The following is a 13,562-nucleotide window of genomic DNA, read 5'->3' as shown; positions in this document are numbered from 1 at the left end:
CAACATTACCTGCCATCATTTTTATTTGATTTTCGTAGTGCTTTTGAATCGCTTTAGATACATGATTCGGCAAGACCAAAGTATCAATTCATTTGTTCAACGGATCACCATGGCGTAAACCCCTGATAATCCAAAAGATGTAAACCCCTCCATAATGGGTAGTGGCTCAAGGGTTCGAATGCTTTTTGGTCGTGGCATTGTTATATTCAACTGAGATGTCTCAAGAACATCATTAATTATGAGCATATTCTCATAACTAATTGTATTTTTGTCACACACATTTAGTTTTCCATTATGGAAGAGCATATTAGAAACAGTGAAACGCGCCAGTTTAAGGCAATTTTCCCGAATACTTTAAATTCCAACAACACACTTTTTGGTGGACAGGCAATGCAATGGATGGATGAAGTGGCCTATATTACCGCTACACGTTTCACTCGTCAACGAATGTTCACCGTCAATACCGAAAAAATTAGGTTTTTGAAAGCCATAGAACCCAATTCAATAGTCGAGGTTGTTGGTAGGATAGAAAAAGTGCATCCCATAAAACTGAGGGTTAAGGTTGAAATCTATGTTGAGGAAATGTATGGGCAATTACGAAAAAAGGCCATTGAGGGTATTTTTGTATTTGCATCGGTAGATGAAAATAGACGACCCAAAAAGATTGATTATGACTTTATTCCTAATTAGACCGTGGTCTTTCAATTCTTGTCATATTCAAAAATTGTGCAACATTAAACAATAGAGGTATGGTGAATAAATGTCAATGCATTAAAACCCGAGAATTCCCTTTCCCTGTTGGCCTCATTGAAAATTTAGTAAAACAATAAAGGTCCTTCCATTTAAATATTAAAGGTAAGTCCTACCTTGATCGTTGAGGAACGATCATCTTGCAATGCTGAAGAAAAATTAGTGTGAAAATAATTGTATAATGCCGAAAGGCTAATGTGGTCCGTTAAAGGTATCTCTGCCTTAAGCTGACCCAACACCCTATGGTTGCCAATGTCGCTGTAAAGGGGTTGAAAATAAACAGTTGAAACAAGTTCGAGATGAATCTTTTCAAAGGTCCGTGTCAAGGACAGATAACTACTGTTCCTATGATTATAGAACCACTGGTCAATCCCATTTAATTTTTCAATTTCATACATGTATGAATTTCCAAAATAGGCTTTGGTCTTTTCTTTATTGATAAATTTAAAACGCACCCCCGCTCCCACCAGATTTCTGCTTATTATAGTCAATTGGGTATTGTTCTGGTTCTGTAGGAACCCTTCCAACCTAAAAAAATCGGAAAGTTCATGGTTATAGCGAGCGTGTAAAAACCAAGCATTTTGAACATCCTTTTCATCGGTACGGACCAAACTATAATTCAAGACCAAAAAATAGATCTTTTCCAAATCCTTGGATTTAATCTGGGTAGAAATATTTGAATCAAATTGCAGTACATATTCTCCATTATTATCTGTGTAATTAAAAAGCAGATCACTCTTGAGTACAAATCGGGTAGAATCGGTTTGCATACGTTTTGCCTCTATATTTACCAATTGGGCCTCGGTGGAAAGCACAGAGAAGAACAATACTAAAGGAGCAACATGCAATAACTTCATAGGCTTGGTATTATAATAACAAAGATACTTAATCAACGCCTTACCAAATTTTATAATATATTTATACCTACACTACCTTAAACCAACATAATTTATGAAACCGCTACACCTCTGGCTTGCCTTAGCTACTTTTACCGTTAGTTTTAACACCCAGGCACAACATCAATATCCCAACACACCTCCTGAGGTATCCCCAATGCCGATGAAACCTGAAATGACAGAGATTTGGGAACCTGAAGTACCCGTGGTAACACCAGCCAAAAAATTAGGCGATGCCCCTTCAGATGCCATTGTTCTTTTTGATGGCAGTAATTTGGACCAATGGGTAAGTCAAAATGACCCAACCCAACCCGCTCCATGGAAAATCGTGGAAAATGACCATATGGAGGTAGTCCCAGGCTCTGGTTTTATCCAAACCAAAATGAAGTTCGGGGACTGCCAATTACATATAGAGTTCAGTGCCCCGGACAAAGTGGAGAGCGATGGTCAGGGTCGTGGTAATAGTGGGGTGTTTTTTCAGAAACGATACGAATTACAGATTCTCGACTCCTACAATAATCGAACCTACAGTAACGGACAAGCCGCAAGTATTTACAAAGACCACGCCCCCTTGGTCAATGCCATGAGGGGACCTTTGGAATGGAACACCTACGACGTGGTTTATACGGCCCCACGTTTTAAGGCAGATGGCCGTTTGGATTCCCCTGCTAGGATTACTGTTTTCCATAATGGGGTTTTGGTACAGAACAACGTCACCATTAATGGCTTAACCCTCTATATTGGACTTCATCATTACCCAGAGGCCCATGGGGACGATGTTATCACCCTCCAGGACCATGGGAACAAAACACAATTCAGGAATATATGGGTGAGGAAATTATAATAGGCCAAAACCACTAGTTAAGCCTTCATGGATATTCAATATCCCCAATTAAAGATCTGGCCTTCTATCATTGATTTAAATTTCCTCGCACTTAACAGCATACCAAACAACCATCATGAAAATCTCAAATTCCTTTATTCCTTTCCTAATCACCATTTTTATCCTATCTCTAGGTCAACACGGGATGGCCCAAAATAAAACGACAGCTACTTACGACGGTTTGGTACAACTTTTTAAGGAATGGCGGACTTTTGAAAAACCACCATTACGGGAAGGTGCCCCCGATTATACCGCAGCCACTTTTGAAAAACGCTGGCCAGCTTTTAAAGACCTTCAGTCGAGATTATTGGGCATGGGGATTTCGGATTGGCCCATAGCCCAGCAAGTGGATTGGAATCTGGTAAAGGCTGAAATGAATGGTTATGATTTTAACCACCGCATTCTTAAACCCTGGGCAAGGGACCCTGCTTTTTACAAATCATTATGGATGGACCGGAGTGACGTACCTGCACATGAGGGCCCCACCCACCATGCCACAACAGAATTATGGACCTACGACTTCCCCTTGGATAAAGCGGAAAAAGCTCGATTGTTAACCGACCTCAGTGTAATTCCGCCCTTGAACGAACAGGCAAAAATAAATTTAAATGGAAATGCGAAAGACTTGTGGATTGCGGGTATTCGGGAAATCCAATTCCAACGCAATGATTTAGAGGAACTTTTGGAACGGGCAGAAATAAAAAACGATCGCGCTTTATCCAAAGCGGTACAGAACGCCATTCGCTCTACACAAAGTCTTATTGACTGGCTGCAAAAGGAAGCGCCCTCAAAAACAGGTCCTTCAGGCATCGGAAAGGAAAATTATACCTGGTATTTACAAAATGTACATTTAGTACCATTGACCTGGGAAGATGAAGTGATGATTTTGAAACGCGAACTTGCACGGGCATGGTCTTCCTTAAAATTGGAAGAGCACAAAAACAGGGACCTGCCCCAACTCAAGGAGGCGAACTCCCCGGAAATGTATGCGGAAAGGGCTGAAAAATCAACACAGAGCCTACTCAGCTTCCTTGAAAAAGACGAAATCGTAACCGTAAAGGAGTATTTCGAGCCCGCATTACGTCAGCATTTAGGACAATATGTCCCTAAGGAAAAACAGAATTTCTTCTGGATTATAGCCCACCATGACCAAAGACCCTTATATTCCCATTTTTACCATTGGTTTGAACTGGCACGAATGGACAATGAACCACATCAGAGTGAGATTCGACGTGGGGCATTGCTTTACAATATTTTTGATTCGCGAAATGAAGGAACCGCTACCGCAGTGGAGGAAATGTTCATGCAGGCCGGATTGTACGAAGACAACCCTAGGGTGAAGGAATTGGTCTATATTATGATCGCCCAACGGGCAGCAAGGGGTTTGGGGTCGCTTTACGCCCATGCCAATGAAATGTCTATGGAAGAGGCTGGTGGCATACATTCCGAATATACCCCCCGCGGATGGATGAAAACAGAAAAAGAACTATTGTTGTTCGAACAGCATTTATACCTACGCCAACCTGGTTATGGCAGTAGCTATATTACAGGGAAGTACCTTCTTGAAAATGCTATGGCCGAGTTTGCACGGATGAAAGAATCCAAAAACGAACCTTTTGTGTTAAAGGAATTTTTTGATCGGTTGAATACCATGGGCAATATACCTACGTCAATGGGGCAATGGGAGATGACGGGAAATAAGTCGCATTTACTTCCCAAAATGAAGTAATAAAAGGCAAGTCGTATCGCTTTTAATCCTATGTTCCAACGATAAGATCCGTTTCTTTCAGAAATCGTTGGCTATTTTTTGTTCCAATCGTCGTTGATTCGGCATTGGCTTTGAATGCCCAGGCTGCTGCTGAAATAACAGATTGACTCCCTCCTGATATCCTCCTATTTGGCAGGTCTTTTACAAATAAACTTTTGGTCAAACCAAAGTACTCGTCAGCTTCTAAAATTCTCATTTCCAAATTATTAATACCAATCTTAATTTTTATATCTTAGGGAACACTAACATAAATAAATCATTAACTAAAACATTACAAATGAAAAAATTAGTAGCAGAATTTATCGGCACCTTATGGCTGGTACTCGGTGGTTGTGGAAGTGCTGTCCTGGCAGCAGGTTTCCCTGAATTGGGAATTGGGTTTGTCGGCGTGGCACTTGCCTTTGGTTTAACGGTGGTTACCATGGCCTATGCCATAGGACACATTTCCGGTTGTCATCTGAATCCGGCCGTTTCTATTGGCCTATGGATGGGAGGACGTTTCGAAGGCAAAGAATTGGTTCCCTATATTATTGCCCAGGTTCTGGGTGGCATTGCAGGAGCCGGCATTCTATTTACAATTGCCTCTGGCCAACCCGGATTTGAGCTTGGGGGATTCGCGGCCAATGGCTATGGAGAACATTCTCCCGGTGGTTATAGCCTACTCGCTGCCTTGGTAAGCGAAGTGGTTATGACGTTTATATTCCTGTTTGTCATTTTGGGAGCGACACATTCCAAGGCCCCCAAGTATTTGGCCGGTTTGGCCATTGGTCTTTGTCTTACATTGATCCACCTCATCAGTATTCCGGTTACCAATACATCGGTCAACCCAGCCCGAAGCACAAGTCAGGCCCTTTTTGCGGGGGATTGGGCTTTGGACCAACTTTGGTTATTTTGGGTCGCACCCATTATCGGAGCCCTACTCGCAGGAGTAGTATATAAATATTTATCCCCAGAAAAGGATTAAAAAAAAGAGGGGCATTAGCCCCTTTTTTTTATCTAAATGGTATATTTAATGATTATCTCTTAATTAATCCCGTTTTTTATGCCATTACTCATTGTAATCTTAGGAATACTATTGCTCTTTTTACTTATTGCCCAATTTAAGCTCAACGCCTTTATCTCTTTTATCATTGTATCCCTTGTTGTCGGAGTGGCAGAGGGAATGGACTTCCTTAAAGTACTTGATTCTATCCAAGACGGGGTCGGCAAGACCTTGGGGAGCCTGATCATGATCTTGGGGTTTGGTGCCATGCTTGGTAAATTGGTAGCCGATAGTGGTGCCGCCCAACGCATTACAACGAAATTGGTTGATAAATTCGGTAAAAAGAACATTCAATGGGCCGTAGTCTTAACGGGCTTTATCGTCGGTATTCCCATGTTCTACACTGTAGGTTTTGTGATTCTTATACCATTGGTTTTTACAGTGGCCGCTGCCACGGGCCTACCCTTGCTCTATGTAGGCCTTCCGATGTTGGCATCCTTATCGGTCACACACGGCTATTTGCCCCCACATCCGGCCCCGACAGGAATTGCCGTAATGTTCAATGCCGATATTGGCAAAACTCTGTTATACGGATTAATTGTGGCCGTACCCGCTATAATTATCGCCGGCCCTTTATTTTCGAGAACCATTAAGAACATAAAGGCTACTCCCTTGCCAGAATTCGTGAACCCCAAAGTTCTTTCCGAAAAAGAAATGCCCAGCACGGCAACAAGTATAATTACAGCACTATTCCCCGTCATTTTAATAGGAATCGCTGCACTGGCCAACCTAATTTTACCTGAAGGAAGTCTTCTCCTGAAAATCACTTCTACGATTGGTGATCCAATTATCGCCATGCTGCTATCTGTACTCTTGGCAATTTTCACCTTAGGTCTGAATCGTGGGCGTACCATGAAAGAGGTCATGGATTCGGTTGCACACGCTGTAGCCGGTATTACCATGGTTTTATTGATCATTGCGGGCGCAGGAGGATTAAAACAAGTCCTTATCGACAGTGGTGTAAGTGAATACATAGGGGATTTACTCAAAGGCTCCACCATTTCACCCTTGATACTTGCCTGGTTGATAGCGACCGTAATTCGCGTTTGCGTTGGCTCAGCAACCGTTGCTGGCCTAACAGCTGCGGGTATAGCCTTGCCCTTATTGTCATCGTCTGGGGTGAGTCCGGAATTAATGGTTTTGGCCATTGGTTCGGGCAGTCTGATGTTATCACATGTCAACGATGGCGGATTTTGGCTCTATAAGGAATATTTCAACCTTTCGGTCAAAGACACCTTACGCACATGGACGGTTATGGAAACCACCGTTGGCGTAATGGGACTTTTAGGTGTACTTGTTTTGGATATATTTATTTAAAAAAATCATATGGAAAATTTACCTTCAGAAAGAATTAAGGCCTTGGGGTTGCTTCTACCACCCGCACCACCACCCGCTGGCTTATACAAACCTGTTTTGGTGGTCGATAATTTCCTATACGTTTCAGGCCAAGGGCCTATGAAGGCCGATGGTAGTTTAATGGTCGGTCGCGTGGGTGAAGACCTTAATCTAGGACAAGGTAAATTGGCAGCGGAACAGGTTGGACTCACCATGTTATCGACCATAATGACCCATTTTGGTTCCGTGGACAAAATAAAACGGATAATCAAAGTATTGGGTATGGTGAATTCAACACCCGATTTTGGCCAACATCCATTGGTTATCAATGGTTTCAGTGAACTCATGGCCGATGTTTTTGGCAACGACAACGGGGTCGGGGTACGCAGTGCGGTAGGTATGATGCTTCCGGGAAATATCCCTGTTGAGATAGAAGCAGTATTCGAATTACACAAATAATGATTATGCAGCGTTCAAAATGGTATCAATTAAATAACACTTCCGAGGTTATTTCCCCTTCATTATTGGTTTATCCTGAAAGGATTAAAAAGAACATTCAACAAATGGTTGAAATTGCCGGTGGTACCGAGTTCTTACGGCCCCATATAAAAACGCACAAAATGGCCGAAATAGTGCAATTACAGATGGATGCAGGAATCTTCAAGTTCAAATGTGCCACTATTGCCGAAGCTGAATTGCTTGGCCAATGTGGCGCTAAGGATATTCTCTTGGCCATGCAACCGGTCGCAACCAATATGCACCGCTTTTTTACATTGATGGAAACTTATTCAAAATCCAAATTCTCTACCTTGATCGATAATTCCAAAACCCTGGATGCGTTCATTGGCAAGGCGACATCAAAGAACACCACTGTTGACCTTTGGTTGGATATTGACAATGGCATGCATCGCACGGGAATACCTGTTGGATCGACGGCCGAAACACTTTATGAAAGGATGGTCGACAATCCCTACATAAACGCAAGAGGATTGCATGCCTACGACGGCCATATCAATCAATCCGATTTCGATGAACGAAAAAAAGTCTGTGATGCAGCATTTGAACCTGTTTCAAAATTGAGACAAAGATTGGAAAGCAAAGGCTTAGGACCCGTTAATATGGTCATTGGGGGAAGTCCTACCTTTCCCTTCCATAGTAAAAGGGCAAATATCGAAACGTCGCCCGGCACAACATTATTATGGGATGAACGTTATAGTACTATATTAAAGGATATGTATTTTCTTACGTCATCTGTATTAATAACCCGAATAATCAGTAAGCCCGGATCCGATTTACTTTGTTTTGATTTGGGACATAAATCGATTGCTCCCGAAATGCCATTTCCAAGGGTAAAAATTTTCGGATTGGAACATTGTGAACAAATAGGTCAAAGTGAGGAACATTTGGTCGTCCGCTGTAAAAATGCCGATAACCATGAAATTGGTGACACATACTATGCCATTCCCATGCATATTTGTCCCACAGTGGCAAAATACGAAAGTGTTTCCACTGTTGAGGACCACAAAATAACCGGCTCTTGGAAGGTCGCTGCGAGAAACCAAAAAATTACGATCTAATATGTTTGTATTTGATGCACATTTAGACCTGGCCATGAACGCCATGGAGTGGAACCGGGAATTAACATGGCCGGTAACAGCCATTCGCACAAGTGAAATCGGTATGACCGATAAACCGGACCGCAATAAGAATACGGTATCATTACAAGCCATGCGACGCGGGAATATAGGGCTTTGTGTGGCGACGCAAATTGCGAGGTTTACCAAAAAGACCAACCCACTACCCGGATGGAAATCACCCCAACAAGCCTGGGCACAGACCCAAGGCCAATTGGCTTGGTACAAATCCATGGAAGATATTGGCGAAATGGTTCAAATATGCAATCTTGAACAACTGAAGGCCCATATACAGCTTTGGGAAACTCCCAAAGAAAAAAAACCCATAGGTTATATTTTAAGCTTGGAAGGAGCCGATTCCATTATTTCCACAGACTATCTTGAAAAATCCTATGAACAAGGGTTACGGGCGATTGGTCCAGCCCATTATGGTCCCGGTACGTATGCCCAAGGCACCAATGGGGAAGGTGGAATAGGAATTAAAGGCAAAACGCTTTTAAAGGAAATCGAGCGCTTAAACTTGATTTTGGATGTTACCCATTTGAATGACCAGAGCTTTTGGGAAACCCTTAAAATCTATAACGGACCCGTATGGGCAAGTCACAACAATTGTCGGGCCCTCGTAGACCACAATAGGCAATTATCCGATATACAGATCAAGGAACTTATTAAAAGGCAAGCAGTCATTGGAATGGCCTTGGATGCCTGGATGCTGGCCCCAAATTGGATTCGAGGTATATCGACCCCAAAAGGACTTGGTGTAACCCTTCATAACATGATCGACAATATGGATCATATCTGTCAATTGGCAGGGAACACAAATCATGTGGGAATAGGAACCGATTTGGATGGAGGTTTTGGAACAGAACAATGTCCTTCCGACCTCAATACGATTTCCGATATTCAAAAAGTTCCTAATATGCTTCAAAAAAGGGGATATTCCCCAAATGATATTGAAAACATTATGCACAAAAACTTCTTAGGGTTCCTAGAAAGAACCTGGAAATAAATCCTGAATGCTTGTTTGATCTATTGTGCGATTACTTTTTCCCGTCTTAAAAAAGTATCCAGACTATCCGCGATGTCAAAGCATCTGCTGAACCGTGAAGAGTCATTGCAAAATCTTGATTCATCCTTATGGGCGTTACATTTGAACCCGGAAAGATTTACTTCCGAAAAATGTGGGTTAATGATCTTACATTCCTCGTAAAGATTCTCTATCGAATCATTAGGGCTACTTTCTATACCGTTTTCCATAAGAAAACCCCTTAAATAATTTAAAATAGCGCATTGGGCATGATTACAGACCAATTGTGCCACCACATCTTCCTCTGGTCTACACAATTCTTTGTTGGCCTCCTTTAGTTTTTCCACTGCATCTTCGTACAGTTTTTTGGCTTTATCTTCCATCATTGAAATGATTTTATGATTAAACTTTGTTCCATACATCCTGAACTAAAACAATCCAGAATGTATGGTTTCAAAAAACAAAGTCAATTTTTAAAGTAATTACACTTATACTTCGGACTACATTCCTCTATATAGCTCCAATTTTTCCCATCTAGAGTCCACTTCTTCCTGGGCTTGTTTAAGAAGTTCGGCCCCTAATTCGGCGTTATCCTTAACAACTCTGGAGAAACGTGTTTCCATATACATAAACTCCTCTAATGGTGCTGATGGCGCCTTGGAATCCAATCTAAACTTCTTACCTTTTGGTTTCGCTGGATCGAATCTAAACAATGGCCAGTAGCCAGTTTCAACCGCTTTTTCCTGATGCATTGCCCCATCCTTAAGATTGTAACCATGATCGTTACAATGTGAATAAGCAATGATCAATGAAGGTCCGTCATATGCTTCTGCTTCCTCAAGCGCTTTCAGGGTTTGTAAATCCTTGGCCCCGATCGCTATTTGGGCAACATAAACGTTTTGATAAGAAACCGCCTGTAAGGCTAAACTTTTCTTTCCGGTACGTTTTCCTGCCACGGCGAATTTCGCACTTGCTCCCAATGGTGTTGCTTTGGACATTTGTCCACCGGTATTGGAATAAATCTCTGTATCCAAGACCATGATATTGATGTTTTCACCAGAGGCCAATACGTGGTCAACCCCACCATAACCTATATCATAAGCCCAACCATCACCACCGAGTATCCAAACCGATTTCTTACGTAAGTAATCAGTCAACTGCGATAACTTTTTGGCTTCAGGTTTATCTATATTAGCCAACTTGGCCCTAAGCTTATCAAGGTTTTCGAAGTTTTCTTGTTTTTCAGCCTCTGTTTTTTCTGAATTGTTTAAAATGGCCTCGATCAATTCGCTGCCTACCTCAGATTCAAGACTTTTCAACAAGCTAACCGCTATTTCCTGTTTTTTGGTCAATGCCAACTTCATACCCAATCCGTATTCGGCATTGTCCTCAAATAAGGAATTGGCCCATGCTGGCCCTCTACCAAATTTATTCTTCTTATAGGGTGTTGTGGGTAAGTTACCGCCATAAATGGAAGAACAACCTGTTGCATTCGCTATTAAAATACTGTCGCCGAACAATTGGGTCAATAGTTTAATATAAGGTGTTTCACCACAACCGGAACACGCTCCTGAGAACTCAAACAAGGGTTCAAGGAACTGAGATCCTTTGACATTGGTAATTTGCAATTCTGTTCTGTTATAATCGGGAAGATCAATAAAGTAATCCCAATTTTGATCCTCGACAGCCTCAACTTCAAGCTTATCATGCATGTTGATGGCCTTGAATTCTGGATTCTCTTTACTTACTGCAGGACAAACAGCTACACAAAGATCACAACCAGTACAATCCTGGGCAGATACCTGCAATACATAGGATTCCTCAGCACCATTGAATGGTCTACCTTTGGCCGGAACCGATTTTAAGGTTGAAGGCGCTCCTGCCAATTCTTCATTGGAAACCACTTTGGCCCGAATGGCGGCATGTGGACAAATGGCCACACACTTATTACATTGTGTACATATATCCTCGCCATCCCAAACCGGCACGTTGATCGCAATACCACGTTTCTCGAATTGGGTAGTTCCTGTTGGGAACGTACCATCTACGGGGAAGGCACTTACAGGAAGCTCATCACCATTACCAGCCAATATTTTTCCAAGGACTTCTTTTACAAAGGGATCGGCATCACCGGTCATCATTGGTTTAAGCTCGGCTTCACTTGTGACTTGTTTAGGATAATCGACTTTTTGAAGGTTCTCCAAGGATTTATCCACTGCATTAAAGTTCATTTGAACAATGGCATCTCCTTTTTTAGAATAGGACTTAACAATAGCCTCTTTAATTTTCTTAATGGCCTCATCTTTAGGAAGCACACCGGAAATCGCAAAGAAACAGGTTTGTAGAACCGTATTCGTACGCTTACCTAAATTAGCCTCTTGGGCTACTTTAGTGGCATCGATTACATAAAATTCCAATTCATTCCCAACAATCTGCTCTTGCATCTTTTTAGGAAGAACATCCCAAATGGCATCTTTATCAAAAGGAGAGTTCAATAAGAAGGTTCCTCCCTTTTTGATACTTTTTAAGATGTCGTATTTTTCAATGAAATTAAATTGATGACAAGCGATAAAGTTTGCCTTATGGATTAAATAGGTAGAATAGATAGGCTCTGGCCCGAAACGTAAATGTGATACGGTTTGTGCACCGGCTTTTTTAGAATCATAAACAAAATAACCCTGTACGTAGTTATCCGTTGTTTCCCCAATAATCTTAATAGAGTTTTTGTTCGCTCCTACCGTACCATCAGCACCAAGACCATAGAACATACAGTTAAAGGTATTCTTGACAGTTTCCAATCTACCTCCTAGTGGAAGACTTTTGAAAGAAACGTCATCATTGATACCCACTGTAAAGTGTTTCAATGGTTGTTCCCTATCCAACTCATCATAAACCGATTTTACCATGGCTGGATCGAATTCTTTGGAAGACAATCCGTAGCGGCCACCAATGATTTGTGGCATAGTCCTATCACTTTCCATAAAGGCAGTGACAACGTCCTGGTAAAGTGGTTCACCCAAACTACCTGGTTCTTTGGTTCGGTCTAAAACAGCTACTTTTTTAACTGTTTCCGGTAAGGCATCAACAAAATGACTAATAGAGAATGGTCTAAACAGACGTACGATGATCGCACCGACTTTTTCCCCATTTTTCACCATGGTGTCAATGGCCTCCATAACAGGACCTTGACCAGAACCCATGATTACGATAACTTTTTCGGCTTCAGGATGTCCTACATAATAGAACAAACTATATTTTCTGCCTGTATGTTTGTAAAATTCATCCATTGTATCTTCAACAATCCCAGGAACCTTATCATAATAAAGGTTAGCAGCCTCCCTTGCTTGGAAGAATACATCGGGGTTTTGTGAAGTACCTCTTAGAACAGGATTATCTGGATCCAAAGACCTTTTTTTATGTGCCATTATTTCGTCTTCCGGCATCATATCGACTATAACATCGTCTGGAATGGAATCAATTTTGGAAATCTCGTGGGAAGTTCTAAATCCATCAAAAATATTCATGAATGGAATTCTTGATTTCAATGTAGCAACTTGGGAAATCAACGCCATATCCTGCGCTTCCTGTACAGAGCCACTAAACAACATGGAAAATCCTGTTTGTCGCGCTGCCATAACATCGGAATGATCTCCGAAAATCGACAATGCGTGGGTGGCAATGGTCCTTGCTGCAACATGGATAACAGAAGGCAACAACTCCCCTGCCATTTTATACATATTAGGAATCATTAGCAGCAACCCTTGGGAAGCTGTGAATGTCGTAGTCAAAGCACCTGCTTGCAACGAACCGTGAACTGCACCTGAAGCTCCTCCTTCACTTTGCATTTCAACAATCCTAGGGACATTGCCCCATATGTTCTCCAGTCCTTTAGAGCTATACACATCAACATGCTCGCCCATGGGCGAAGCTGGTGTGATGGGATAAATGGCACAAACCTCATTGGTCTTGTGTGCCACTCTTGCAACCGCTTCATTCGCGTCACAAATTAACTTTTTGGATTTTTTTTCCATGATGATTTTCGCTTGTTTTTAAGACACCTAAGCAAAATCGGGGAAAGAACCCTATACGATTTGCAGAAACCTATTGCCGAGGTATCGGTTTTAAAATTTCCATAAAATTAGAGACACTTATACGGGCAGACTATGACATTTGTCAGGTTAATCAATAGAAAATAAAAAGAAAAGAATCGGCTAGCGCCCGTAGGGG

At 41.8% G+C, this 13,562-nt stretch carries 12 protein-coding genes; 8 read left to right on the top strand and 4 right to left on the bottom strand.

All coding sequences use genetic code 11. From position 1 onward, the window contains the following. Positions 1-294: 294 nt before the first annotated feature. Positions 295-690: an acyl-CoA thioesterase gene (locus LX92_RS03235; protein ID WP_109648815.1), complete on the top strand. Its 396-nt coding sequence runs from the start codon at positions 295-297 to the stop codon at positions 688-690. A gap of 152 nt (positions 691-842) precedes the next feature. On the opposite strand, the gene LX92_RS03230 is transcribed toward LX92_RS03235, so the two are convergent. Continuing rightward, positions 843-1,607, bottom strand: a complete 765-nt coding sequence (locus LX92_RS03230; protein WP_109648814.1) for a DUF481 domain-containing protein — start codon at positions 1,605-1,607, stop codon at positions 843-845. A gap of 94 nt (positions 1,608-1,701) precedes the next feature. Between LX92_RS03230 and LX92_RS03225 the strand changes: the two genes are divergently transcribed. Further along, entirely contained in the window at positions 1,702-2,490 is a 789-nt protein-coding gene (locus tag LX92_RS03225) for a 3-keto-disaccharide hydrolase (RefSeq protein WP_109648813.1), read from the top strand. 115 nt (positions 2,491-2,605) lie between these two features. Further along, the gene (locus LX92_RS03220; protein WP_109648812.1) at positions 2,606-4,258 is read left to right on the top strand and encodes a hypothetical protein; all 1,653 of its coding nucleotides are present in this window, start codon (positions 2,606-2,608) and stop codon (positions 4,256-4,258) included. A 28-nt stretch (positions 4,259-4,286) separates the two neighbouring features. Here the strand turns inward: LX92_RS03220 and LX92_RS03215 are convergent, their stop codons facing one another. Then, positions 4,287-4,493 (bottom strand): hypothetical protein, encoded by a 207-nt coding sequence (locus LX92_RS03215; RefSeq protein WP_109648811.1) that lies wholly within the window; start codon positions 4,491-4,493, stop codon positions 4,287-4,289. A gap of 51 nt (positions 4,494-4,544) precedes the next feature. Between LX92_RS03215 and aqpZ the strand changes: the two genes are divergently transcribed. The 5 genes from aqpZ to LX92_RS03190 all read left to right on the top strand — a co-directional run bounded on the left by aqpZ (position 4,545) and on the right by LX92_RS03190 (position 9,317). After that, on the top strand, positions 4,545-5,261 hold the full coding sequence (aqpZ, locus tag LX92_RS03210; protein ID WP_337956422.1) for an aquaporin Z: 717 nt from the start codon (positions 4,545-4,547) through the stop codon (positions 5,259-5,261). Positions 5,262-5,339: 78 nt separating this feature from the next. Then, positions 5,340-6,656, top strand: a complete 1,317-nt coding sequence (locus LX92_RS03205; protein ID WP_109648809.1) for a gluconate:H+ symporter — start codon at positions 5,340-5,342, stop codon at positions 6,654-6,656. A gap of 9 nt (positions 6,657-6,665) precedes the next feature. Beyond that, a complete protein-coding gene (locus tag LX92_RS03200; RefSeq protein WP_109648808.1) occupies positions 6,666-7,133 on the top strand; it encodes a RidA family protein in 468 nt (155 codons plus the stop codon). Positions 7,134-7,138: 5 nt separating this feature from the next. Continuing rightward, positions 7,139-8,251: a D-TA family PLP-dependent enzyme gene (locus tag LX92_RS03195; RefSeq protein WP_109649061.1), complete on the top strand. Its 1,113-nt coding sequence runs from the start codon at positions 7,139-7,141 to the stop codon at positions 8,249-8,251. A gap of 1 nt (position 8,252) precedes the next feature. Continuing rightward, positions 8,253-9,317 (top strand): dipeptidase, encoded by a 1,065-nt coding sequence (locus LX92_RS03190; protein WP_109648807.1) that lies wholly within the window; start codon positions 8,253-8,255, stop codon positions 9,315-9,317. 20 nt (positions 9,318-9,337) lie between these two features. On the opposite strand, the gene LX92_RS03185 is transcribed toward LX92_RS03190, so the two are convergent. Beyond that, positions 9,338-9,721 (bottom strand): HEPN domain-containing protein, encoded by a 384-nt coding sequence (locus LX92_RS03185; protein WP_223308318.1) that lies wholly within the window; start codon positions 9,719-9,721, stop codon positions 9,338-9,340. Between the two features lie 114 nt (positions 9,722-9,835). Further along, positions 9,836-13,366: a pyruvate:ferredoxin (flavodoxin) oxidoreductase gene (gene nifJ, locus LX92_RS03180; RefSeq protein ID WP_109648806.1), complete on the bottom strand. Its 3,531-nt coding sequence runs from the start codon at positions 13,364-13,366 to the stop codon at positions 9,836-9,838. Between the last annotated feature and the right edge of the window lie 196 nt (positions 13,367-13,562).

It is taken from the genome of Maribacter polysiphoniae, assembly GCF_003148665.1.
Classification (GTDB): domain Bacteria; phylum Bacteroidota; class Bacteroidia; order Flavobacteriales; family Flavobacteriaceae; genus Maribacter_A; species Maribacter_A polysiphoniae.
Note: the sequence above shows the minus strand (reverse complement) of the source record. Positions and strands in the feature narration are given on the sequence as shown.

Excerpts from the sequence above, each read along its gene's own strand:
- LX92_RS03220 (WP_109648812.1), top strand. The coding sequence starts at position 2,606 with ATGAAAATCTCAAATTCCTTTATTCCTTTCCTAATCACCATTTTTATC.
- LX92_RS03235 (WP_109648815.1), top strand. The coding sequence starts at position 295 with ATGGAAGAGCATATTAGAAACAGTGAAACGCGCCAGTTTAAGGCAATT.
- LX92_RS03230 (WP_109648814.1), bottom strand. The coding sequence starts at position 1,607 with ATGAAGTTATTGCATGTTGCTCCTTTAGTATTGTTCTTCTCTGTGCTT.
- LX92_RS03185 (WP_223308318.1), bottom strand. The coding sequence starts at position 9,721 with ATGATGGAAGATAAAGCCAAAAAACTGTACGAAGATGCAGTGGAAAAA.
- LX92_RS03215 (WP_109648811.1), bottom strand. The coding sequence starts at position 4,493 with ATGAGAATTTTAGAAGCTGACGAGTACTTTGGTTTGACCAAAAGTTTA.
- nifJ (WP_109648806.1), bottom strand. The coding sequence starts at position 13,366 with ATGGAAAAAAAATCCAAAAAGTTAATTTGTGACGCGAATGAAGCGGTT.
- LX92_RS03200 (WP_109648808.1), top strand. The coding sequence starts at position 6,666 with ATGGAAAATTTACCTTCAGAAAGAATTAAGGCCTTGGGGTTGCTTCTA.
- LX92_RS03205 (WP_109648809.1), top strand. The coding sequence starts at position 5,340 with ATGCCATTACTCATTGTAATCTTAGGAATACTATTGCTCTTTTTACTT.
- LX92_RS03195 (WP_109649061.1), top strand. The coding sequence starts at position 7,139 with ATGCAGCGTTCAAAATGGTATCAATTAAATAACACTTCCGAGGTTATT.
- LX92_RS03225 (WP_109648813.1), top strand. The coding sequence starts at position 1,702 with ATGAAACCGCTACACCTCTGGCTTGCCTTAGCTACTTTTACCGTTAGT.
- LX92_RS03190 (WP_109648807.1), top strand. The coding sequence starts at position 8,253 with ATGTTTGTATTTGATGCACATTTAGACCTGGCCATGAACGCCATGGAG.